This is a genomic window from Pseudomonas sp. LS2P72 (genome assembly GCF_054897865.1).
Map to the genome: position 1 here is coordinate 5,296,281 of NZ_CM142708.1, position 24,071 is coordinate 5,320,351.

The window sequence follows — 24,071 nt, forward strand, 5'->3', positions numbered from 1 at the left end:
AAAGGCCAGCATTTTACGCAAAAACGCGTCGTCGGCGAAGAGCCCGATGAATGCCGGATTTCCCAAAAAAATTATGCGCCGACGCATCCTTCGTAGCAGCTGGCGAAGCCTGCGTTCGGCGGCGAAGCCGTCGTCAATCCGACCTATGCGGTTTACCTGACACACCGAGGTGGCTGGTTTACGACGGCTGCGCCGCCGAACGCAGGCTTCGCCAGCTGCTACAAGTTGCGTTACGTCCTCAAACCGTTCCAACAGACCCTGCGGCGATTAACAGGCGTTTTTACAGCGCAATTTGCTCTAAAGCCCTGCAACCTGCGCCGTTAAGACCTTTCTATACTGCGACATAAGGTCGCACACATATCCAGACCTTTCCTTACTCGGCCACTTTGGCCCGTAGGCGCTCCACTGGGGGGCGACGGTAAAAACAAGAGGAGTGACTGGCATGATCCATCACGTAGTGGGGCTCTTCACCCACCCTGACCAAGAATGGAAAGAGATTCGTGGCGACCAGGAGGAAAGCATCAGCCACATGTATCTCACTCATACCCTGATACTGGCGGCGATCCCCGCGATATCCGCGTTTATCGGCACCACTCAGGTCGGCTGGGTCATTGGCAGTCGCGCACCGGTGATGCTGACGGTGGAGAGCGCGATATGGATGACGGTCATGTCGTACCTGGCGATGCTCGGCGGTGTGGCGGTAATGGGCGCGTTCATCCACTGGATGGCTCGTACCTATGACGCCAATCCGAGTCTGGCACGCTGCGTTGCATTTGCGACCTATACCGCGACACCGCTGTTTATCGGCGGTCTGGCGGCGCTGTACCCACACATGTGGCTTGGCATGATCGTCGGCACCGCGGCCATCTGCTACACGGTGTACCTGCTGTATGTGGGGCTACCCACTTTCATGAACATTCCATCAGACGAGGGATTTCTGTTTTCAAGTTCGGTGCTTGCTGTAGGCCTGGTGGTGCTGGTGGCCATCATGGCGTTCACAGTAATTGTCTGGGGACTCGGCGTGGGGCCGGTCTACACGAACTAGCAACACTTTCACCCAAAAACAAGATCTGCCAACACAGGCCGCCGCAAGGCGGCCTTCTAATGCTCAAGGATAGAAAACGGTGACGACCATTCGGCGCTTCGGCGATTCGCAAGTCCCAAGGGTTGCGGCATACTCGACGTCTCTGGAGATCCTTCAAGCATGCCCGAGCAACTCAATACCCGCGTCGAAGACTGTTACCAACTAGCTGAATCCTTTTTCAAACGACCTTTCAAACGCCCCGTGGTGAGCCTCAAGCTGCGCGGACAAAAAGCCGGTGTCGCGCATTTGCACGAGAACCTGCTGCGCTTCAATCCGCAGCTGTACCGGGAAAACACCGAAGACTTCCTCAAACAAACCGTGGCCCACGAGGTTGCGCACCTGATCGCCCATCAACTGTTCGGCGACCGCATCCAGCCGCATGGCGAAGAGTGGCAACTGATCATGCGTGGCGTGTACGAGCTGCCGCCCAATCGCTGCCACACTTATGACGTCAAACGCCGCAGCGTGACCCGCTATATCTATAAATGCCCGTGTGCGGACAGTGACTTCCCGTTTTCCGCCCAGCGCCATGGTTTGGTGCGGCAAGGACGGCGGTATTTGTGTCGGCGATGCCGGAGCACGTTGGTATTCAGTGGGGAAATGCGCGTCGAGTAGCAAGATTTGTGGTGTGCGTGCCGACGCTATCGCGAGCAGGCTCGCTCCCACATTTGATCTGCGGCGTTCGCAAATAATGTGTTCACAACAAATCCCCCCTGTGGGAGCGAGCCTGCTCGCGATGGCGTCTAACCAGTCACTACACAACCACCCTGGCACGGCGCAATTCCTTGATCCGCTCAGCGCTAAACCCCAACTCCCCCAACACCTGATCCGTATGCTGCCCTATGGCCGCACCGATATGCCGCGGTTCAGGCAACCCTTGCGAAAACTTCAACGGACACGCCATCTGCGCCTGAGTCGTCCCGTCACCACGTGGCACTTCGGTCACCAGCGCCCGAGCCTTCAACTGCGGATGCCGCACCGCTTCGCCCAAGCTCAACACCGGCTCGACACACGCATCCAACTTGGCAAACAGCGCGCACAACTCGGCGAAATCATGGGTCTCGAACTCAATCCTCAGCGCGTTCTTCAGCGCCTTTTGCAAGGCCGGTTCCGGCGATAAGCCCAAGGTTTCCAGTTCCTCCAGCCCCAGCGCCGCACACAGTTGTTTCATGAACGCCGGCTCCAGACTACCCACCGAGAACCAGCGCCCATCGCGGGAACGGTAATAGTCATAAAAACTGCCACCGTTGAGCATCTGATTCTCCCTTCCCGGCTCCACGCCACAGGCCAGATACCCGGCGCCGGCCATGGCGTTCAGGCTGAACACGCAGTCGGTCATGCTCACATCCAGATGCTGCCCCTGCCCGGTTTGTTGCCGGGCGATAACCGCAGCCAGCAGCCCGATCACCCCGTGCAACGAGCCACCGGCGATATCCGCCACTTGCATGCCCAACGGCAGCGGCCCGCTGTCGGCGTGGCCGGTGTAGCTCGCCAACCCCGCCAGCGCCAGGTAATTGATGTCGTGGCCGGCGCGGTCCTTGTAGGGGCCGGTCTGGCCGTAACCGGTGATCGACACGTAGATCAGTTTTGGATTGATCGCCTTCAAGGCTTCATAACCCAGGCCCAATCGTTCCATCACGCCGGGGCGGAACTGCTCCAGCACGATGTCGTAGTCCTGCAGCAACTGCTTGATCACCTCCAGCGCCTCAGGCTTCTTGAGGTCCAGCGCCAGGCTGCGCTTGTTGCGATTGAGGTAGGCGTGGCTGGCGGAGACGCCCTGATCGTGAGGCGGCAATACTCGCAGCAGGTCCATGCGCGTTGGCGATTCGATGCGCAGCACCTCGGCGCCCATGTCTGCCAGCAACAACGAGGCGAACGGCCCCGGCAGCAGTGTCGAGAAATCCAGAACCTTGAGTGATGCCAGTGGACCGAGCATGGGCGTTCTCCGTAAACGATGTTCCCAGACTAGGCAGCCGACGGCATTGCAGCAATCACCTTATGCGTCAGATGCGCTGACCGTTACGCTCAAATCGCAGGCATGAAAAAACCCGCCGAAGCGGGTTTTTTCAGTGCAGCCGTCTTACTTGACGTTGCTTGGGGTTGGGCCTTCGGCCACGCCCAGGTCGTCTACTTCACGCTCGTCGGAGATACCGCGACCGCCGGAAGCCAGCTCGACTTGCAGCTTGTCTTCGTCCAGCTCTTTCACCCACTTGGCGACCACGAGGGTGGCCACAGCGTTACCAACAAGGTTGGTCAGCGCACGGGCTTCGGACATGAAGCGGTCGATACCGAGGATCAGCGCCAGGCCGGCCACCGGCAAAGTACCCACGGCCGACAGAGTAGCTGCCAGCACGATGAAACCACTACCGGTCACACCTGCCGCACCTTTGGAGGACAACAGCAGCACCAGCAGCAAGGTGATCTGGTGAGTGAGGTCCATCGGCGTATCAGTCGCCTGAGCGATAAACACAGCCGCCATGGTCAGGTAGATCGAAGTACCGTCGAGGTTGAAGGAGTAACCGGTCGGGATCACCAGACCCACAACCGATTTATCCGCACCCAGGCGTTCCATTTTGATCAGCATGCGTGGCAGAGCCGATTCCGAAGAGGAAGTGCCCAGCACGATCAGCAGTTCTTCACGGATGTAGCGGATCAGCTTGAGTACGCTGAAACCGTGCGCGCGGCAGATGGCGCCCAGTACCAGAACCACAAACAGGATGCAGGTGATGTAGAAGCAGATCATCAGCTGACCGAGTTGCACCAGCGAACCGACACCGTAGGCACCGATGGTGAAGGCCATCGCACCGAACGCGCCGACTGGAGCGAGCTTCATGATCATGTTGATGATGTTGAACATCACGTGCGCGAAGCGATCGATGAAGTCCAGCACCGGTTTGCCGTAGGCACCCAGGCGATGCAGGGCGAAACCGAAGATCACCGAGAACATCAGCACTTGCAGGATGTCGCCGTTGGCGAAGGCGCCGACGATGGTGTTGGGGATCACGTTGAGGACAAAAGCGATGATGCTCTGGTCTTTACCGGCCGAGATGAAGCCAGCGATTTTGCTGGTATCCAGAGTGGTTACGTCGATGTGCATGCCGGCGCCCGGTTGCACGACGTTGACCACGACCAGACCGATCAGCAAGGCAATGGTGGAAACGATTTCGAAGTACAGCAGCGCATAGCCGCCGGTCTTGCCGACCGATTTCATGTTCTGCATGCCAGCGATACCACTGACGACGGTACAGAAGATGATCGGCGCGATGACCATTTTGATCAGTTTGATGAACCCGTCACCCAGCGGCTTGAGGGCTACACCGGTCTGCGGGTAGAAGTGACCGAGCAGGATGCCGATAGCGATGGCAACGATCACCTGGAAGTACAGGGATTTATACAGTGGCTGACGAGTCGTCATTGCAAAGTTCCTCAAGAGTGCCCCAGTAACAACATCCATCTGTTGTCCCTGACACCTCAATTGCGAACCCTCCTGCACTGGAGGGATTTGTTTTGTCGAGCTGCGCGATGGCAGACCTCTGCGGCTTGTATCGCAAGCCCCGTGCCACCTTCGAAAAAAAACCTGCCAGCCTTGTGGCATCAAGGGCTACAGGTTTTTTTGGGTCACTCACCCGCTCCACCGATGTGGCGGATTTCCGCCCACCCGCCAAACCTCGTCCTGCAATTTGGCGGATATCCGCCTTGTTCATCCTCGACGGGCACCGCTACCATCCATTGCTCAGTGGACGGACCTGCCTCTATGCGCGAACGCACCATCGCCAGCCATTTCGCCCGCGCCGCCCTCGGTGGCGCACGCCGGCTGGGTTACGACTATTCAAATCTGTTGCAGCAACTGGGGATCAGCCCCGAGCTGCTTGAGGAGCCGCGCGCCCGAATCGCACCCGAGCAGTTCACTCGATTGATCCAGGGACTGTGGCTGGCCCTGGACGACGAATACCTGGGCTTCGGACCGGTGCCGAGCAAACCCGGCAGCTTCGCGATGATGTGCCATGCGGTGATCCACTGCCGCAATCTGGAGAAAGCACTCCGCCGCGGCCTATTGTTTTACAGCTTGTTCCCCGACAGCCCGCGTCTGACCCTGACCCGCGAAGACGATATGATCCGCCTCAGCCTCGACGATTCGCAGTTCCGCGACCCGGACCATTTCCTTACCGAGAGCCAGTTGATGGTGTGGCATCGGCTCGGCAGCTGGCTGATCGGCCAGCGCATTCGGCTGGAACAGGCGACGTTCAGCTACCCGAAACCCGAGCACGGCGCCGAATACGATTTGCTGTTTTCCTGTCCGCTGGGCTTTTCCACAACAAAGAGCACCACGGCTCAGAGCAGCCTGCTGTTTCACAGTCGCTACCTGAACATGCCGCTGTTGCAGGACGAACGGACACTCAAACATTTCCTCGAACGCTCCCCCGCCGACCTGTTGTCGCGCCCGGACGGCGGCGACAGTTTGAGCAGCCAGTTGCGCCGATTGCTCAGCCGCGACAGTTCACGCTGGCCGGACCTGGAAGAGGTGGCTGCACATCTGCACATCAGCCCGCAGACGTTGCGGCGGCATTTGCGTGAAGAAGGGTCGAGTTTTCAGGAATTGAAGGATCAGCTACGAAGGGACATTGCGATTTATCACTTGGGGCGTGCGGATTTGTCGTTGCAGCAGATTGCTGAGCAACTGGGGTTTTCCGAGCCTTCCGCGTTTCACCGGGCGTTCAAGAAGTGGACCGGGTTGACGCCGGGCGCTTACCGCGCCCAGGAGCAGCCCTCACCCTAACCCTCTCCCAGAGGTAGAGGGGACTGACCGAGTTGTTTTAAGAAATTCTGCGACCTGAAAGACCCCGTCGATTATGGATTCAATGCAGGACTTTCAGGTCGCAGGATAGGCCAAATATCCCCCGATCAGTCCCCTCTCCCCCAGGGAGAGGGTTAGGGTGAGGGGGGATCTCGAGCCAGGCGATACTTGTCAGACACCACACTTACCCACCCACCACCAGCCCTCCGCTAGTCTCGCGGATCAATATTATCCAGCGCCCGATTCACCGCCAGCTCCCCCAGCATGATGATCTGCGCAATCCCCAACAGCGAATTGCGACTCGACCCCTCCAAATGGTCCACCAAATCCATGGCCATGACATTGGCCGAGGCCAACGACTCGCAAGCGTGGGCCAGCAGGGTTTCGGTATCGAGCTCCGGGTTGACGATGAACATGGTGCTGGGTGTGCGCGAAGTGGCTTTGATGTGGGTGGCCGGGTTGAGGTAATGATCAAGGGCGCGGTCGGCGGCTTCGGGGAGTTTTTTGGAATCGGGGGTTTCGTGCGGGGAAACGTCATCGGTTTCTGGCGGGTTGGGTGTGATCTTGAACATAGATGGAACTCCAGATAATAAAAGTGGAGCCATCACCCTCGCTACCAAACGAATGGGTGGCGGCCATACGAAGGTTGGTAGGCCGGTCATCTGGCAACCCGGCGCGCCCGAGGGCGCCCTACGCATGGCCACCATAAAAACAGAAGACGAAAAAAGTCCCTGCATCAGGTTGCGCAATGCGCCAGATTGAACCGGGCTACCAAACCCGATCGCTGTTTTTCAGCGACCGGCAAACGATAGAGCCCGGCCCTTAGGCGCACAAGCCGGCGGATTCTGGCGTAGTCGTAGGCAGCGGCGCAAGGATGTGTAGCCTGAGAGAGTATCTGGAAGTGTCGTTTAAACAGTGCATGTTTAGCGGTCTGACATGAGCCTTGTGGTGGCTGAACCTGCCTCATCGCGAGCAGGCTCGCTCCCACAGGGATTGGCTGTGAATAGGGTATTTGTGAACGCCACAAATCCAACGTGGGAGCGAGCCTGCTCGCGATGAGGCCAGCCCAGCCAATCACTAAACCACCGAAAAATGAATCCTGAACGCCGCCCCACCCATCGGCGAATCCCCCAGCGTCAGCTTCGCGCTGTAGCTTTCGATAATGTCCTTCACCACCGCAAGACCAATCCCCTGCCCCGGATGCTGCCGATCCAGCCGCTCTCCCCTTTGCAGAATCCGCGCCCGCTGATCCGCTGGCACGCCCGGTCCATCATCCTCGACACACAACTCAACCCCGCCAAGGCTTTCACGCACGCTGATGCGTACTTCACCGAGGCACAGGCGATAGGCGTTTTCCAGCAGATTGCCCATCATTTCCAGCAGGGCGCCCTCCTCGATCGGCACGTAACACTGCTCCGGCAGATCGAAGGCGACCCGCACGCGTTTGTCGCGGTAGACCTTGTCCAGGGTGTCGCACAGGCTTTGCAGCACCGGGCGCAGGCGGACCTGATGGCGCACCAGACCGCTTTTGCGCAGGCTGGCGCGTTGCAGTTGATAGCTGATTTGCTGGCTCATGCGTTCGATCTGGGTTTGCAGCACCCAGGCCTGATCGCGATCGGCCGGGCGCTGGGCCATGTCTTCGCTGACGCCTTGCAGCACGGTCAGCGGGGTTTTCAGGCTGTGGGCCAGGTCGTCGAGGGAGTCGCGATAGCGGCTGCGTTGTTCGCGCTCGCTGTGCAGCAAGCGGTTGAGGGAGCCGGTCAGGCGCAGCAGTTCGCGAGGGTGTTGTTCGCTGAGGCTTTCGCGGGTGCCGCTTTCGATTTCGTCCAGTTCCTGACTGAGCCGGCGCAATGCCTGCAAGCCCCAGGTCAGGCCGATCCACAGCAGCGCGAGCAAGACCAGCAGGGCGGCACCGAATCCGAGGTAGAGGTTTTCCCGCAGGCCTTCGAGAGTGGCTTCGTATTCACGCACCGGTTGCAGCGCGACGATGCTGAACGCCGCGCTCTTGCCGCCGAGCAGTTTGACCTCGACGTCATAGACGAAGAATTCCTGGCCGTTGGCTTCGCTGATTCTCGCGAACTCGTTACCGCGTCCGTCGTAACGCGGTTTGTAGTTGATGTGCTCTTCCTGGGTGCCCTTCGAGCGCCAGACCAGATGCCCTTCGCGGTCATAGATGTAGCCAAGCAAACGGCCGTCAGTCAGGTTGAAACGCTCATCGGGCAACTGCGCCGGCATCTGCAAGCGGTTGTTCTCCACCCGGGCGGCGGAGATCAGCGTGGTGACGTCCGACGCCAGGCGTTGTTCGATCGAGTCCTGCAACGCCAGGCTGAACGCGCCCTGCATCGCCGGCAGCAACGCCAGCATGAACAACACCGCCAGGATCGTGGCGGCGAGCATCAAACGGACACGAAGGGAACGAATCAAGTGCAGCGCTCATTGAACAGGTAGCCAAGGCCACGCACGGTATCGATCGGTTTGAAACCGGCCGGGCCTTCAAGCTTGCGGCGCAGACGGCCGACCAACACTTCGATCACGTTCGGATCGCGCTCGTCGTCGTCCGGGTAGAGCTGCTCCATCAAGCGGTCCTTGGCCACCACTTGCTGGTGATGCCGCATCAGGTATTCGAGGATCCGGTACTCGTACGCCGTCAGCGCCAGCGGCTGTTCATCGAGGGACGCCTGTTTGCGATTGAGGTCCAGCAGCAACGGCCCGGCGACGATGGTCGACTGGGTGAAACCGCTGGAGCGGCGCAGCAAGGCATTCAGGCGCGCGTCGAGTTCTTCGAACTGGAACGGCTTGACCACGTAATCGTCGGCGCCGGCGGCGAGGCCTTCGACCTTGTCCTGCCAGTTGCCGCGCGCGGTGAGGATCAGGATCGGGAAGGTCTTGCCGCGCGAGCGCAGTTGACGGATCAGGTCGAGCCCGCCCATGCCCGGCAGGCCGAGGTCGATCACCGCCAGGTCATGGTTGTACTGCTCGGTCTGGTACAGCGCCTCTTCGGCATTGGCCACGGACTCGACCACGTGGCCGCTGTCCGTCAGGCGGGTTTGCAGGTGATGGCGCAACAGCGCTTCATCTTCGACGACCAGCAGTTTCATAATGCTCTCCTACGCAAATCATTATCTCCAGCAGCACGGTTTTCAGTCAGGTCGAAGAACCTATGGGAGTGAGACCGGCTTGCCGGCGATAGCGGTGTGTCAGCCGACAACAATGTCAAAAGTGCTGGCCCCATCGCGAGCAGGCTCACTCCCACAGGGATTGTGCTTACTTCTTAGAAAGCGTAGTTCGCCGACAGGTAGGTCTGGGCGCTGCTGGTCAGGTCCAGCGACCCCTGTTTGCTGCCACCGCGCTCGCTCATCTCAGTGCTGGCGTTGCTGCGCAGGTAACGGTAACCCAGTTCCACCGAGGTGTTTTGCGAAACCTGTTGCAGCACACCCAACTGGCCGCCGATGGCATAACCGATGTCGCTGTCGCGGCTGAAGCCTGGCGACTCCTGAGTCATTTTGGTCAAACCGGCGGTGGCGCCACCGAACAGCTTGGTGCTGCCGCCCACCGGGTAGAACAGATCGTAGCTGCCCAGAAGGTTTTCCTGGCGCAGTTTAATGCCATTGTGCGAGCCCGACACGTTGTCGTAAGTGGCGTAGTAGCGGCCCTGGCTGTTTTGCTGGCCCAGACGCACACCCCAGGTGTTGTCCTTGCCGATCACGCCGTCGGCGTTCGGGCTGTTGAGGTTGTCGTTCAGGGCGTGGGACTTTTTGACCTTGTTGCTGGTCTGTCCAAAAGTAAGGCTGGCGAAATTGTCGTCGGAAGCGAAAGCCGCGGTACTCGCGCTCAGGACAGCGAAAGCCAGAAGCAGTTTTTTGAAACCAGTCATAGGGGAGTTCCTTATGCGCTATGTGCTATTTGGGTACGGGGCAAGGTTACTCACCCGGCCCTGAACTCCCCCTGAACGCACGCTGAACCTGAGCTGAATCAAATCGACTCGGCTGTTTTGATGATTCTTTGCAGGAGACCCGACGATGCGCATTTTCCTCGCCCTCGTATTACTGGCCTTGAGCGGGCTCAGCCAAGCCGCGATCAAGACTCAGGAAATCCCCTATCAAAGTACTGACGGCACCAAGATGATCGGCTACTTCGCCTATGACGACGCCATCAAAGGTGCACGCCCTGGCATTGTGGTGGTGCACGAATGGTGGGGGCTCAACGAGTACACCAAGCGCCGCGCCCGTGATCTCGCCAATCTGGGTTACAGCGCGCTGGCCATCGACATGTATGGCGACGGCAAGAACACCGAGCATCCCAAGGACGCCATGGCGTTTATGCAAGCTGCGTTGAAAGACAGTGCCGCATCCAGTGCGCGCTTTCAGGCCGGGCTCGATCTCCTGAAGAAACAGCCGCAAACCGATCCGGACAAAATCGCCGCGATCGGGTATTGCTTCGGCGGTGGCGTGGTGCTGAATGCGGCACGTCAGGGTTTGCCGCTGGCGGGCGTAGTGAGTTTTCACGGCGCGCTGGCGACCAAGACCCCTGCGGCGCCGGGTAGTGTGAAAGCGAAAATCCTTGTTGAACATGGGGCGATGGACAGCATGATCACGCCGGAAAACGTGGCGGCGTTCAAGGCTGAGATGGACAAGGCTGGGGCTGACTATAAATTTGTCAGCCTTGAAGGCGCCAAGCATGGGTTCAGTAATCCTGATGCGGATCGTCTGAGCCATGGCGATCATGCCGGGCCGGACATTGGCTATAGCAAAGCGGCGGATGAAAAGTCCTGGGCGGACATGCAGGCGTTTTTCAAGAAGATTTTTGGCTGAACAAGTAAACCCTGTGATGAGGGGTTTTTGTGGCGAGGGGATTTATCCCCGTTCGGCTGCGCAGCAGTCGTAAACCCGGCAATCGCTGTTTCCCTGCTGAAATGCGGTTGCAGTTATGGGGGCCGCTTCGCAGCCCAACGGGGATAAATCCCCTCGCCACAAAAGCGGTTGCTACTACCCAGCCTGAGAGCAACCCGGCAAAATGCCCGACATGAATCGCGCCCCCGCCCTCCCCGTCTGCTGTACCCCACTCGATGCCCATTGGCCGCTGCCGTTTGCGCTGCCCGATACGGTGCTGTTGAGCACTCGCTTCGATACCTCGCAACTGGCCAGCGATGATTTCCAGCGCAGCGCCATCGAGCCGCCGCCCACCATCCAGCGTTCGGTCGCCAAGCGTCAGGCGGAGTTCCTCGCCGGGCGGGTTTGCGCTCGGGCGGCGTTACAACAGTTGGAAGGGCTGAACTTTATCCCGGCCATCGGCGAGGACCGGGCACCGGTGTGGCCGACGCACATCACGGGCTCAATCACCCACAGCACCGGCCGGGCCTCGGCGATTGTCGCGAAGAAAACCCACTGGCGCGGCCTGGGGATGGACCTGGAAAATCTGCTCGACCCTGAACGGGCCGAGCGACTGGCCGGGGAAATCCTCACCCCGCCCGAGTTGCAACGCATGATCGCTGGCCCTCGCGATCAACTGGCGATGCTGGTGACCCTGACGTTTTCGGTGAAGGAAAGCCTGTTCAAGGCGCTTTATCCGATTGTTCAGCAGCGCTTCTATTTCGAGCACGCTGAAGTGCTGGAGTGGAGCGAGAGCGGTGAAGTGCGGCTGCGGTTGCTGACAGATCTGTCCAGCGAGTGGCGCAATGGCACTGAGCTGGAGGCGCAGTTCGGGGTGGTGGATGGGCAGTTGTTGAGTCTGGTCAGCATCAAGGCCTGAAGGCTTTTAGCGTCTCCAATGACGCCATCGCGGGCAAGCCTTGCTCCTACGGACCGGGGGCGTTCGTCAATTTCGAACTCGACACAAAACCCGTAGGAGCAAAGCTTGCTCGCGATGAGGCCCTCACAGACAACCAAGATCTCACCGCTTCTCCTGATTCCGCGGCCAGCTCAGGCTGAAACACGCCCCGCCCAGGCTTTTGCTCTTGCTGATCAACGCCCGGCCATCATGCCAATGGATGATTCGCCGCACGATGGACAACCCCAACCCATGCCCGCCCGAAGCGCGGGTGCGGCTGTCATCGAGGCGCAGGAATGGTGTGAAGATCTTCTCCCACGCCGTTTCCGGCACGCCCGGGCCGTCATCCTCGACATCCACTCGACAGCGCTGCTGCCCGACCTGATAGCTGACGGTCACCCGTGATTGGGCGTGGCGCATGGCGTTGCTCACCAGGTTCTGCAACGCCCGGTGCAGGTAACGCGGTTCGGCCTCGACCCACGCGTCGTCGTTGTCAGCGGCGGACAGACACAAACCGCGCTGCACGGTGACCTCGGCGCGTAACGGCGCCAGTTCTTCGATCACCTGATTGACCAATGCATCCAGATCGATCCGCTGAAAATTCAGCGCCGGTGAACCCTGTTCCAGTCGTGCGTAAGTGAGCATCTCGTCCACCAGTCGATCGAGATCCTCGATGTCGTGGTCCATGCCTTCACAGTATTTTTCCAACGCCTGCGGCGTGGTGGCCGTGCTGATCATTTCCAGGCCAAAACGCAACCGCGCCACGGGTGTGCGCAGCTCATGAGACACGGCGCGCACCAGCTCACGCTGGATCGCCAGCAACTGCTGCAAGTGCTCGGCCATGCCGTTGAACGCCGATGCCAGCCGTCCCACCGAGTCCGCGCCGCGTGCCGGCACGCGGGTTTCCAGGCTGCCCTTGGCGATGCGCGTGGCGGCCGCTTCCAGGCCACGCAAGCGGCGCTCAAGTTGCCGTACCAACAAATAGACGATCAAACCGATCAGGCTCAAACCCAGGGCGGCGATCAGTACCAGCCATTCCGGCGGATAAGGATTCATCTGATACAACGGGCCGATTTCAAGGACCCACGGCGTACCGACCATGCCGGCAAACACCCGGATCGAATCACCGCCCTTGCCCAGCGCCATCACCGTGTCGCCCTCGGACACCCGGCGACTCTGGTCCTCGTCCATGTCCGCCTGTTCGATCGTCACCAGCCGCAAGTCGAAACCAAACCCTTTATCGCGCTTCAACTGCGCCAGGCGCTCGGGTTGCTCGGCCACCGGGTAGCGCACCAGTTCATCGGCCAGCAGGTAAATAGTCGCCCGGGCCAGTTGTTCGCTGATCTGCTGGACTTCGCCGGTCAGCACCAACTGTTCCTTGTCGCTGACCAACCGGTAAACCTTCGCCGCATGCGGACCGGTCTGTTCGACCAGCGCCTGACCGCGCAGCACGCGGGTGCGCTGGGTGAGGTCGAGGTCGGTTTGAGTGAAGGTTTTCAGCGCCAGAGGAATCCCCAGCAACCGCTCCCACACCAGCAAGGCACGGTGGCGCTCGGTTTCGTTCATCGGGTTCAGATTGTCGGCCATCAGCGAGAACGTGCCGTGGGCCAGGCGTTCGCGGTATTGCTCGCCGCGCACCTGGTTGAGCAGGTGCAAGGCCAGCACGCCGAGTACCGCCACCAGAATCAGCGCCGCGCACATGCCGCCGTAAATGCGCAGGAAGATCGAGTTCACAGCGTGCAGGCTTCCGGAACGAACAGATAACCTTTGCTGCGGATGGTCTTGATCAGCCGCGGATGCTCCGGGTCATCGCCGATTTTCGGGCGAATGCGCGAGATGCGCACGTCGATGGAACGGTCCTGGCCGTCATAGCCGATGCCGCGCAATGCAGTGAAAATCTCTTCCCGGGACAGAATGCGCCCGGCGTTGGCCACCAGCAGCCAGAGCAGGTCGAACTCGGCGCTGGTCAGTTCGATGCCGTTGTCGTTCAGCCAGGCTTCGCGCAATGCGTTGTCGACCACTAACGGACCGAACTGCAGGCGCCGTTGTTTTTCCGGCGCCACTTCAGAGGTTTCACTGCGTCGCAACAAGGCCTGGATACGCGCCAGCAGCAGACGTGGGCGAACCGGTTTGCACACGTAGTCGTCGGCGCCCAGGTCCAGCCCAAGAATCTGATCGGTGTCGTCGGTGCGGGCGGTGAGCATCAGGATCGGGCCGTCATACTTGTCGCGAACCTTGCGGCAGATGCTCAGCCCATCTTCGCCCGGCAACATCAGGTCGAGGATCACCAGGTCCGGTTTCTCCTTGATGATCCGTGCCGCGGCCAAGGCGCCGTTGCCCTCGATCGATACGCGCAGACCATTGGCTTCCAGGTAGTCGCGGGTCAGTTCGGCCAGACGCTGGTCGTCCTCCACAATCAATACCTGCCAGGCTTCTTGCTCCACGGTGACCTCTGCTTGCCAACAACACTTAATAAGGAAGGATCCGCCCGTCTTTTTGTAATGATTGGGGAGGATAAGAATGCGTACGCACTGGCCGATTGTATAAACGCCGCTCGCCAAGAACACAAGCCGGTAAATGCGTTCGGACAACCCGGTTTTTTGTGATAGGGTTCGCGCCCCTAAAAATCCAAATGACCGTTTTCAATCATTGAAAATCAGTGAAAAACGGTCCGCTCCAGCTAGGTCGCGGCCTACACGCCCGTTCCACGTTTCACACACAATTTACGCACAGGTTTATCCACAGGTAGTACGTTGCAACACCCCCAAAAACGCATTATCTTGTACCCCGTCGCGAAAAAAACCCTACATGTAGGGTTTTACGCCAAAAACCAAACACAAACCGGACACCGATTTCAAGCGCTTTTATCGCCTCTTTCCGGTTGAACCAAACGTATTTTTGAAAGACCAAACCGCGCGTGCGGATGGCTACTGTTTTTGAGCCGAAAACGGCGTTAACGGTACGGGTGTTGCAGTCAATTACTGTCACCCAAAAGGATCCCGGTTTCAGGTTCAAGGCCTGGGACCAAAGACTTCGGCATGGAAGCGGCGCCCCAATTGCCCCTTCCTGATCTGTCCCGAAGTTGGTATGCCCGGCCACTCGCCGGTTGTAGTGCTTCAGGACGGAACGGTGGGCACCGTGATGGTGCCCAAACAAACATAGAGAATGTGGAGACAACCCCCCATGCAAACCGACACAACTCGCGAGAACCCGCAGGGCACCTTGCCGCAGGCCGCAGATTCGACTTCGGATCTGTCCGCCACCGCGCCAGGTCAACTGCGCGTGATCAAGCGTAACGGCACTGTCGTTCCTTACACCGATGACAAGATCACCGTCGCTATCACCAAAGCGTTTCTCGCAGTTGAGGGCGGCACCGCTGCCGCTTCGTCGCGAATCCACGACACCGTTGCCCGTCTGACCGAACAAGTCACCGCGACCTTCAAGCGTCGCATGCCTTCGGGCGGCACCATCCACATCGAAGAAATCCAGGACCAGGTCGAACTGGCCCTGATGCGTGCCGGCGAGCAGAAAGTGGCCCGCGACTACGTGATCTACCGTGACGGTCGTTCGAAAGAACGCGCCGCCCACGCGCCGGCCGAAGAAGCGGTCAACGCTCACCCGTCGATCCGCATCACCCGCGCCGATGGCACCTTTGCTCCTCTGGACATGGGCCGCCTGAACACCATCGTCACCGAAGCGTGCGAAGGCCTGGCAGAAGTCGACGGCGACCTGATCCAGCGCGAAACCCTGAAAAACCTGTACGACGGCGTGGCCCTGACCGACGTCAACACCGCGCTGGTGATGACCGCCCGTACCCTGGTTGAGCGTGAGCCGAACTACTCGTTCGTGACCGCCCGCCTGCTGATGGACACCCTGCGTGCCGAAGGCCTGAGCTTCCTCGAAGTCGCTGAAAGCGCGACCCACCACGAAATGGTCGACCTGTACGCCAAGGCGCTTCCAGCCTATATCGCCAAAGGCATCGAATTCGAACTGCTGAACCCGATCCTGGCCACCTTCGACCTGGCAAAACTCGGCAAGGCGATCAACCACGAGCGCGATCAACAGTTCACGTACCTGGGCCTGCAAACCCTGTACGACCGTTACTTCATCCACAAGGACGGTATCCGCTTCGAACTGCCGCAAATCTTCTTCATGCGCGTGGCCATGGGCCTGGCGATCGAAGAGAAGAACAAAGAAGACCGTGCGATCGAGTTCTACAACCTGTTGTCGTCCTTCGACTACATGTCGTCGACTCCGACCCTGTTCAACGCCGGTACCCTGCGTCCACAGCTGTCGAGCTGCTACCTGACCACCGTGCCGGATGACCTGTCGGGCATCTACCACGCGATCCACGACAACGCCATGTTGTCGAAATTCGCGGGCGGCCTGGGCAACGACTGGACCCCGGTTCGTGCACTCGGTTCGTACATCAAGGGCACCAACGGCAAATCCCAGGGCGTTGTTCCGTTCCTGAAAGTAGTGAACGACACCGCCGTCGCCGTTAACCAGGGTGGCAAGCGCAAAGGCGCTGTCTGTGCCTACCTGGAAACCTGGCACATGGACATCGAAGAGTTCATCGAACTGCGCAAGAACACCGGTGATGATCGTCGTCGTACCCACGACATGAACACGGCCAACTGGATCCCTGACCTGTTCATGAAGCGCGTCTTCGATGACGGCAAGTGGACCCTGTTCTCGCCGTCCGAAGTGCCGGACCTGCACGACCTGACCGGCAAGGCCTTCGAAGAGCGTTACGAGTACTACGAAGCCCTGTCCGAGTATCCGGGCAAGATCAAGCTGTTCAAGACCATCCAGGCCAAAGACCTGTGGCGCAAAATGCTGTCCATGCTGTTTGAAACCGGCCACCCATGGCTGACCTTCAAAGACCCGTGCAACCTGCGCAGCCCGCAGCAGCACGTCGGCGTGGTTCACAGCTCGAACCTGTGCACCGAGATCACCTTGAACACCAACAAGGACGAGATCGCCGTTTGCAACCTGGGCTCGATCAACCTGCCGAACCACATCACCAACGGCAAGCTGGACACCGCCAAGCTGGAACGCACCGTGAACACCGCCGTTCGCATGCTCGATAACGTTATCGACATCAACTACTACTCGGTGCCGCAAGCGAAGAACTCCAACTTCAAGCACCGTCCGGTCGGTCTGGGCATCATGGGCTTCCAGGACGCTTTGTACCTGCAGCACATTCCTTACGGTTCCGACGCTGCCGTCGAGTTCGCCGACAAGTCGATGGAAGCGGTCAGCTACTACGCGATCCAGGCGTCCTGCGACCTGGCCGACGAGCGCGGCGCCTACGAGACGTTCCAGGGTTCGCTGTGGTCCAAAGGCATCCTGCCGCTGGACTCGCAACAGATCCTGATCGAGCAACGTGGCCAGAAGTACATCGACGTTGACCTGAACGAATCCCTGGACTGGGCACCGGTTCGTGCCCGCGTTCAGAAAGGCATTCGTAACTCCAACATCATGGCCATCGCACCGACCGCGACCATCGCCAACATCACTGGCGTATCGCAGTCGATCGAACCGACCTACCAGAACCTCTACGTGAAATCGAACCTGTCGGGCGAATTCACCGTGATCAACCCGTACCTGGTTCGCGACCTCAAGGCTCGCGGTCTGTGGGACTCGGTCATGATCAACGACCTGAAGTACTACGACGGTTCGGTGCAACAGATCGAGCGCATCCCGCAGGAACTCAAAGAGCTCTACGCAACTGCCTTCGAAGTGGACACCAAGTGGATCGTTGACGCGGCAAGCCGTCGTCAGAAGTGGATCGACCAGGCTCAATCGCTGAACCTGTACATCGCAGGCGCATCGGGCAAGAAGCTGGACGTGACCTACCGCATGGCCTGGTACCGTGGTCTGAAAACCACTTACTACCTCCGTGCCCTGGCCGCGACCAGCACCGAGAAGTCGACCATCAACACCGGCAAGCTGAACGCTGTTTCCAGCGGCGGCAACCACGGTGAAGATTCGGTCCTGGCAGCGCCTGCCGGCCCTGCTCCAGTACCGAAGGCTTGCGCCATCGACGAACCGGATTGCGAAGCTTGCCAATAAGCTGAGCCGGTGAGCGCTGAAAGGCGCTTACTCGAACCCCCGACAGGCCTCTGGTTTGTCGGGGGTTTTCTTTTGCCTGATTCCTGTAGGAGCAAAGCTTGCTCGCGATAGGGATAGCACGATTTGTCAGGTATACCGCGTCACCGCTCATCGCGAGCAAGCTTTGCTCCTACAGGTTTGTGTCGGTCACAAAAAAGCCCCTCTTTCGAGGGGCTCTTTGTGCAGCGCTTTCAGCCAACCCGCATCAGGTCATCTGAATAATGGTCTGCATGATGGTGCTCTGAGTCGAGATGGTCTTGGCGTTCGCCTGGTAGTTGCTCTGCGCCTTGATCAGGTCGACCAGTTCATTGGTCAGGTTGACGTTGGACTCTTCCAGAGAGTTGGAGTGGATCTCGCCCAAGGTACCGGTGTTCGGCGCATCGTAGCCCGGGATACCCGACGAATAGGTTTCTTTCCAACTGGTGCCGCCTACAGGCTGCAAACCTTGCTCGTTGGTGAAGCTGGCGAGCGAGATCTGGCCGATGGGCTTGGTCTGGCTGTTGCTGAAGTTGGCGAGCATCACACCGCTGGTGTCGATGGTCAGGTTGGTGATCTGGCCGGTGGCGTAGCCGTTCTGCGAAGGAATCGAACGTGCAGTGTCAGCGTTGTACTGCGTGGTTTTGTCCATGGAGACCGTAACGACGCCGGAGGCAGCGCCGTTGGCTGTCCACGTGCCATTGGTCACGGTACCCGGAATCCAGCCGGTGACCTTCAGGTCAGGGCTGGTTACCACGGATGGCGGAATGGTCGCTGGAACAACCGGCGTGGTGACCGAAGTCAGCTTGCCGGAGCTGTCGAAGTTCATGGTCGAAGCGACAGGAGGAGTAACGGTAGGGTCGCTGCCATCCGGGTTGCGACCCTCGATCAGGGTGTAGGTCTTCCAGGTGTTGTCACCCGTCTTGACCATGTATTGATCCATGATGTGCTTGTTACCCTGAGTATCGTAAATCGGGGTACTGAACTGCTTGGTGAAGGACGCTTCCTTGGACGGATCAAACGGATTGGTCGTCTGGTTGATGATGGGAGCGGTGGAGTTCAGGTTGATCGTCGACGAAACCGTGGAGGTGTTTTTTGGCGCCAGGTTCGACGTATCGACGCGCAGGTCAGTCAAAACGCCATTGAGGATCTTGCCATTGGCATCCACGCCATAACCCTGCAGACGCGCAGAACCATCGCTATTGGTGACGTAACCGTCCTTGTCGACCTTGAACGTACCGGCACGGGTGTAGGACATCGAACCGTTCTCGCTCAGCACGAAGAAACCGGAACCGTTGATGCCCATGTCCAGCACGTTGCCGGTGTTATTGACGTCGCCCTGGGTGAACTGCTGGGAAACGTTGGCCAGGCGCACGCCGTTACCGATGGTCTTGCTGCCGGAACCCAGCTTGGTGGCCGAGTAAACGTCTTCGAATTCCGCACGGGACGATTTGAAACCGGTGGTCGCGACGTTGGCGATGTTGTTGCCGGTCACGTCCAGTTGTTTGTTGGCTGCATAGAGACCGCTAAGGCCGATATTGAAAGACATATTCCACTCCTTTGTGCCGTGTTAGTCGGCTCTACATACCAATAGTTTGAACTTTGGACAGGGCGATGCTGCCCGCCCCGGCCAGGTTGAGCATCAACTCACCGCCGGTCTGGCTGATGGTCACGCTGTTGACGGTGGCCGGCAGGTACGTCACCAGCGAGGTCGCCTTGCCGTCGTAGGTCGCCGTAGCGCCGAAGGTATAGGTGCCCGCCTTGGCCACTTCGCCTGCATCGTTTTTGCCATCCCAGATGAAACTGGAAGTACCGGCTTTCTGGCTGCCCAGGTCGATGGTGCGGACAACCTTGCCATCGGCATCGGTGATCTTGACCTTGACCGGGTCTACCGACGCCGGTACGGCCATGGTGCCGGTGAAACTCTTGGAGGTATCGACCACCGCCTTGTCGGCCGGCGCAATAACCGAACGCCCGACCAGCGACGACGCCTGCAATGCCTGGGACGAGTTGTAATTGCTCGCCAGGCCACTCACGGTGGTGTTGAGCGTGGTGATGCCTTCCAGGCTACTGAACTGGGCCAACTGGGCGACGAACTCGCCGTTGTCCTGCGGTTCCAGCGGGTTCTGGTTTTTCAGTTGCGTTACCAGCAACTGCAGGAACGCGTCCTTGCCCAGGGCCTTTTTGCCGGTGGCGCTGTTCGTTGCCGCCGCCAGGCCGTCGGCACTGGTGTTGGTCTTGATCGAGGAGTTGGCCAGGATGTCCTTGAGGCTAATGCCACTGGTGGTATCGGTAACACTCATCTGAGTCGCCCCTTTATCACTGACCGAGGGTCAGGACCTTCTGCATCATGGTTTTGGCGGTATTCATCATTTCGGCATTGGTCTGGAACGAACGGCTCGCGGAAATCATGTCAGCCATTTCTTCCACCACGTTGACGTTCGGGTAGTAGACGTAGCCTTTGGCGTCGGCCGCCGGATGGTTCGGCTCGTAGCGCGCGTCCAGGTTGCTCTGGTCTTCGACCACGCCCAGCACTTGCACGCCTTGACCGGCCGCGTCCTGGTTCTGGAACAGCGAATCGCTGCCGCCGCTCTGGCTGCCCTGGAACATGGTGGCGAATACCGGGTGCCGTGCACGGTAGGTCTGGTCGATGCTCGACGAGACGGTCTCGGCGTTGGCGATGTTCGAGGCGACGGTGTTCAAGCGAGTGGTCTGGGCACTCATGCCGCTACCGGCGATGTTGAAAACACTGGCTAGAGACATGACTTACTCTCCACGAAGGGCTGACACCAGCCCTTTGAATTTGCTGTTGAGCAGGGTGAAGCTGGCCTGGAAGTTGACCGCGTTTTCCGCGTAGTTCGACTGTTCCAGTTGGGCGTCCACGGTGTTCTGGTCGATCGATGGTTGCATCGGCGTGCGATACAGCAGCGACTCGTCGCCATTGCCCAGGCCTTCGGCTTCGATATGACGGCTGTTGGTCTTGTTCAGGGCGAAAGTGCCGCTTCTGCTCTTCTCGTTCTGCTCGGCGAGCACTTTCGAGAAGTCCAGATCCCGAGCCTTGTAGTTCGGGGTGTCGGCGTTGGCGATGTTGTTGGCCAGGACTTCGGCACGCTGAGCGCGGAAGCCCAAAGCTTGTTCGTGAATACCGAGCGCTTTATCGAAGCTGATGCTCATGTCGGAAACCTTCGGGTGACCTGATTTTTCGTAACATGGACAAAGCAAGCGTCGTGCCAATCGAAAAAAGCCCGTAAACCGGGGCTTTGCGGGCAGTGGCAACGTGGCAATGCCAGAAAAGCGGCAACCGATTTCCGCCGCCTGCCGCTTTTCTGCCGCTTTCCCATGGGCAACACCTATCCCCTGTAGGAGCATGGCTTGCCCGCGAAGGCGGTGTGTCAGACAACATCATCATTGACTGACACACCGCCATCGCGGGCAAGCCATGCTCCTACAGGTGTTGCAGCGTCTATGAGGAATGAGCAGGCAAAAAAAAACGGGAGCCCCTGAGGACTCCCGTTTTTTTTGATGACGCCAACGAATCACTTCGCCTGGTAGATGATCCCCGGGCTGCACTGGACCATCTGGTAATGGTCCGGCAAACCGTTCAGCGCCTCGGAAGCACCGAGGAACAGATAACCGCCTGGCTTCAACGTGCTGTGAATGCGCAACAGGATGTCCTTCTTCACCTCGGCGGAGAAGTAGATCAGCACGTTGCGGCAGAACACGATGTCAAACTTGCCCAGCGCCGCGTAGCTGTCCAGCAGGTTGAACGAGCGAAACTCCACCCGGCTCTTGATCGGTGCCTTGATTGCCCAGCGCCCCGGCCCTTTCGGGTCGAAGTAACGTTGAAGGCGCTCGGGCGACAGGCCACGGCCGATGGCCAGGCTGTCGTACTCCCCGGTCTTGCAGTTGGTCAGCATGGTACCGGACAGGTCGGTGGCAACGATCTGCACGCCCATCTTCAGCTGGCCCATGTTCACGCGCTCGAACTCATCGATCGACATCGACAGCGAATACGGTTCCTGACCCGACGAACAGGCCGCCGACCAGATCCGCAGACGCTGGCCAGGAGCGGCCTTGATCGCTGCCGGCAGCACCTTGTTCTTCAAGACTTCAAACGGATAGGTATCACGAAACCACAGGGTTTCGTTGGTGGTCATGGCATCCACCACCATCTCGCGCAAACCGCTGCGCGGCTGGGTCTGGATGCGCTGGACCAGCTCACCCAGGGACTTGATGCCTTGCTGTTCCATCAGTTTGTTGAGACGGCTCGAGACCAGGTATTGCTTGTTTTCACCGAGCAAAATGCCACAGGCTTTTTCCAGGAAGACCCGGAACTGTTCGAAATCCAAATTACCCGTAGACAAAGATGCCGCCTCTTAAATCGTATTAACCGTTAGGGGCAAAAGGCCCCTAGCTGATGTCTGCTGCTTTGATCCGGTTGACTACCCGGGATGCCAGGTCATCAGGACGGAATTTGGCAAGGAAGTCATCGGCACCGACTTTCTTGACCATCGCCTGATTGAATACACCCGACAACGAAGTATGCAGGATGATGTGAAGCTTTTGCATGCGAGGGTCGCTGCGGATCGCGGCCGTGAGGGTGTACCCGTCCATCTCCGGCATCTCGATGTCGGAAATCATCATCAGGAACTCTTCTTCCGGCTTCTTGCCCTCGTCGACCAGCTTGCGCAGGTAATCCAGCGCTTGCCGACCGTCGTTCAACGCCACCACTTCGACACCGACCGTCTGCAGGCAACGGGTCACCTGCTTGCGCGCCACCGACGAGTCATCGACCGTCAGTACTCGCAAAGAGAGCGCCTTGTGCTGGGTTTCGACATCCACCACGCCAACGGAAATCGCTTCCGGGGTCGGCGCCACTTCTGCCAGCACTTTCTCGACGTCGATGATTTCGACTAACTGATTGTCGACCCGAGTCACAGCCGTCAGGTAATGATCGCGTCCCGTGCCCTTGGGTGGCGGATGAATCTCCTCCCAATTCATGTTGACGATGCGTTCCACTGACCGCACCAGGAAACCCTGGGTCTTGGTGTTGTACTCCGTGATGATCACGAAGGGATTGCTTTGATCTTTCAGCGCACCGGAACCGGTCGCCATGGCCAGATCAAGTATCGGAATGGTCGCCCCCCGAATACTCGCCACACCGCACACGACAGGACTGGATTTTGGCATCAGCGTCAGTTTGGGGCATTGCAGCACCTCCCGAACCTTGAACACGTTGATCCCATACAGCTGCTGGCCGTCGAGACGGAACAACAACAGCTCAAGGCGATTCTGCCCTACCAGTTGCGTGCGCTGGTTTACCGCATCCATTACACCAGCCATGCATAGACTCCTACACCAACGCTTAAGTGTGTTGCGACGCGCATTCATCACTAAACGGCACGGCGCTTGCTTTTTAACTCTTATGAACACAGAACCGACATTTTTCCGACGCCTGACATCAAACGCCCGCAAATTGCTTTGCGCGGTGTCGGCCGTCTGCCTGTTCAACGCTGGCTGCCCTGCCCTTGCTGACGCGGTTACCTTGCCTGACATGCTTATCGGCGTCACCCAGGGCTTTCTTGAATTCACCGTAGAAGACTATCTGGCCACCAGTCAAACGGAAGGCCGCTACGAGATCGAGGTCAAGCAGCTCGACCCACGGCTGCGCATGCCCATGTGCGACAAGGAATTGACAGCGTCCCTGGAGAGCCCGGCCACACCGCTGGGGCGTGTTACGGTCAAGGTGCGCTGCGAGGGCGCGTCACCCTGGACGGTATTCGTACCCGCTCAAGTGCGCCTGTTTCGCGACATTGTGACTACCACCCGACCGCTACGACGCGCCGGTATCGTCGAGCCCCAGGATGTGACCCTGCGCGAGCGTGACATCAGCCTGATCAGCCAGGGTTACCTGACTTCCGTCGACCAGGCGATCGGGCAGAAACTTACCCGACCAATGGTTGCCGACCAGGTCATGACCCTGGTGCACATGGAACAGGCAGAAGTCATCACCAAGGGCGACCAGGTGGTGATTACCGCCCGCAGTGGAACGCTCAGCGTGCGCATGCCGGGTGAAGCGCTGTCCAATGGCGGCTTGCGCGAACAGATCCGGGTGAAAAACCTCAACTCGCAGCGGGTCATCAAGGCGCAAGTCATCGCGCCCGGTCAGGTGGAAGTGGCCATGTAGAACTCTCTGTTTGTGAAGATGTGGCGCGCCACTCGACTGTTCCCTAGACTGTGCCCTATGCAGGGCAAGCGCTGACGCGCGCAAGCTCATTGATAATTGGGCCTAAAGTTTTTCCGGGTATGGCCGAAAACATGGCAAGCGTCCAA

General features: G+C 59.1%; 21 protein-coding genes. 7 read left to right on the forward strand and 14 right to left on the reverse strand.

Translation table 11 applies throughout. The features are described from left to right. Positions 1–442: 442 nt before the first annotated feature. Both ACYZUA_RS24355 and ACYZUA_RS24360 read left to right on the forward strand, forming a co-directional pair. Positions 443–1,045: a Yip1 family protein gene (locus ACYZUA_RS24355; protein WP_095132452.1), complete on the forward strand. Its 603-nt coding sequence runs from the start codon at positions 443–445 to the stop codon at positions 1,043–1,045. A 159-nt stretch (positions 1,046–1,204) separates the two neighbouring features. Next, a complete protein-coding gene (locus ACYZUA_RS24360) occupies positions 1,205–1,699 on the forward strand; it encodes a SprT family zinc-dependent metalloprotease (protein WP_033055255.1) in 495 nt (164 codons plus the stop codon). Between the two features lie 139 nt (positions 1,700–1,838). On the opposite strand, the gene ACYZUA_RS24365 is transcribed toward ACYZUA_RS24360, so the two are convergent. Together ACYZUA_RS24365 and ACYZUA_RS24370 are read right to left on the reverse strand one after the other, a co-directional pair. Next, positions 1,839–3,020 carry a CaiB/BaiF CoA transferase family protein gene (locus ACYZUA_RS24365; protein WP_461960927.1) on the reverse strand — a complete coding sequence of 394 codons (1,182 nt, stop codon included), beginning with the start codon at positions 3,018–3,020 and terminating at the stop codon, positions 1,839–1,841. A 144-nt stretch (positions 3,021–3,164) separates the two neighbouring features. Beyond that, a complete protein-coding gene (locus ACYZUA_RS24370) occupies positions 3,165–4,499 on the reverse strand; it encodes a dicarboxylate/amino acid:cation symporter (RefSeq protein ID WP_074879147.1) in 1,335 nt (444 codons plus the stop codon). Between the two features lie 339 nt (positions 4,500–4,838). Here ACYZUA_RS24370 and ACYZUA_RS24375 point away from each other — a divergent pair, with 339 nt between their 5' ends. Then, on the forward strand, positions 4,839–5,861 hold the full coding sequence (locus tag ACYZUA_RS24375) for an AraC family transcriptional regulator (protein ID WP_461960928.1): 1,023 nt from the start codon (positions 4,839–4,841) through the stop codon (positions 5,859–5,861). 227 nt (positions 5,862–6,088) lie between these two features. Here ACYZUA_RS24375 and ACYZUA_RS24380 read toward each other — a convergent pair whose 3' ends face one another. The 4 genes from ACYZUA_RS24380 to ACYZUA_RS24395 form a co-directional block, all read right to left on the reverse strand. Next, entirely contained in the window at positions 6,089–6,451 is a 363-nt protein-coding gene (locus tag ACYZUA_RS24380; protein ID WP_461960929.1) for a DUF6124 family protein, read from the reverse strand. Positions 6,452–6,956: 505 nt separating this feature from the next. Then, on the reverse strand, positions 6,957–8,303 hold the full coding sequence (locus ACYZUA_RS24385) for an ATP-binding protein (protein WP_461960930.1): 1,347 nt from the start codon (positions 8,301–8,303) through the stop codon (positions 6,957–6,959). Beyond that, positions 8,300–8,977 (reverse strand): response regulator, encoded by a 678-nt coding sequence (locus ACYZUA_RS24390; RefSeq protein ID WP_046046505.1) that lies wholly within the window; start codon positions 8,975–8,977, stop codon positions 8,300–8,302. The genes ACYZUA_RS24385 and ACYZUA_RS24390 overlap by 4 nt, the downstream gene beginning before the upstream one ends. Positions 8,978–9,150: 173 nt before the next feature. Continuing rightward, the gene (locus ACYZUA_RS24395) at positions 9,151–9,753 is read right to left on the reverse strand and encodes a hypothetical protein (protein ID WP_461960931.1); all 603 of its coding nucleotides are present in this window, start codon (positions 9,751–9,753) and stop codon (positions 9,151–9,153) included. Between the two features lie 145 nt (positions 9,754–9,898). On the opposite strand from ACYZUA_RS24395, the gene ACYZUA_RS24400 reads away from it, so the two are divergent. Further along, positions 9,899–10,690, forward strand: coding sequence for a dienelactone hydrolase family protein (locus ACYZUA_RS24400; RefSeq protein WP_461960932.1), 792 nt, complete (start codon positions 9,899–9,901; stop codon positions 10,688–10,690). 211 nt (positions 10,691–10,901) lie between these two features. Next, positions 10,902–11,627 carry a 4'-phosphopantetheinyl transferase family protein gene (locus ACYZUA_RS24405; RefSeq protein ID WP_461960933.1) on the forward strand — a complete coding sequence of 242 codons (726 nt, stop codon included), beginning with the start codon at positions 10,902–10,904 and terminating at the stop codon, positions 11,625–11,627. Between the two features lie 141 nt (positions 11,628–11,768). Here ACYZUA_RS24405 and ACYZUA_RS24410 read toward each other — a convergent pair whose 3' ends face one another. Both ACYZUA_RS24410 and ACYZUA_RS24415 read right to left on the reverse strand, forming a co-directional pair. Then, entirely contained in the window at positions 11,769–13,379 is a 1,611-nt protein-coding gene (locus ACYZUA_RS24410) for an ATP-binding protein (protein WP_461960934.1), read from the reverse strand. Then, positions 13,376–14,089: a response regulator gene (locus ACYZUA_RS24415; protein ID WP_461960935.1), complete on the reverse strand. Its 714-nt coding sequence runs from the start codon at positions 14,087–14,089 to the stop codon at positions 13,376–13,378. Before ACYZUA_RS24415 ends, ACYZUA_RS24410 begins: the two co-directional genes overlap by 4 nt. Before the next feature lie 739 nt (positions 14,090–14,828). Between ACYZUA_RS24415 and ACYZUA_RS24420 the strand changes: the two genes are divergently transcribed. Beyond that, positions 14,829–17,723 (forward strand): ribonucleoside-diphosphate reductase subunit alpha, encoded by a 2,895-nt coding sequence (locus tag ACYZUA_RS24420; RefSeq protein WP_461960936.1) that lies wholly within the window; start codon positions 14,829–14,831, stop codon positions 17,721–17,723. A gap of 244 nt (positions 17,724–17,967) precedes the next feature. Here the strand turns inward: ACYZUA_RS24420 and flgE are convergent, their stop codons facing one another. The 6 genes from flgE to ACYZUA_RS24450 form a co-directional block, all read right to left on the reverse strand. Beyond that, positions 17,968–19,287, reverse strand: coding sequence for a flagellar hook protein FlgE (gene flgE, locus ACYZUA_RS24425; RefSeq protein ID WP_461960937.1), 1,320 nt, complete (start codon positions 19,285–19,287; stop codon positions 17,968–17,970). A 31-nt stretch (positions 19,288–19,318) separates the two neighbouring features. Then, a complete protein-coding gene (gene flgD, locus ACYZUA_RS24430) occupies positions 19,319–20,041 on the reverse strand; it encodes a flagellar hook assembly protein FlgD (protein ID WP_461960938.1) in 723 nt (240 codons plus the stop codon). A 16-nt stretch (positions 20,042–20,057) separates the two neighbouring features. Then, entirely contained in the window at positions 20,058–20,501 is a 444-nt protein-coding gene (flgC, locus tag ACYZUA_RS24435; RefSeq protein WP_461960939.1) for a flagellar basal body rod protein FlgC, read from the reverse strand. A 3-nt stretch (positions 20,502–20,504) separates the two neighbouring features. Beyond that, entirely contained in the window at positions 20,505–20,912 is a 408-nt protein-coding gene (gene flgB / locus ACYZUA_RS24440; RefSeq protein WP_461960940.1) for a flagellar basal body rod protein FlgB, read from the reverse strand. A gap of 362 nt (positions 20,913–21,274) precedes the next feature. Next, positions 21,275–22,102: a protein-glutamate O-methyltransferase CheR gene (cheR, locus tag ACYZUA_RS24445; RefSeq protein ID WP_074879171.1), complete on the reverse strand. Its 828-nt coding sequence runs from the start codon at positions 22,100–22,102 to the stop codon at positions 21,275–21,277. Between the two features lie 46 nt (positions 22,103–22,148). Further along, a complete protein-coding gene (locus ACYZUA_RS24450) occupies positions 22,149–23,081 on the reverse strand; it encodes a chemotaxis protein CheV (protein WP_283181327.1) in 933 nt (310 codons plus the stop codon). A gap of 82 nt (positions 23,082–23,163) precedes the next feature. Here ACYZUA_RS24450 and flgA point away from each other — a divergent pair, with 82 nt between their 5' ends. Beyond that, a complete protein-coding gene (gene flgA, locus ACYZUA_RS24455; protein ID WP_461960941.1) occupies positions 23,164–23,925 on the forward strand; it encodes a flagellar basal body P-ring formation chaperone FlgA in 762 nt (253 codons plus the stop codon). Positions 23,926–24,071 lie beyond the last annotated feature (146 nt).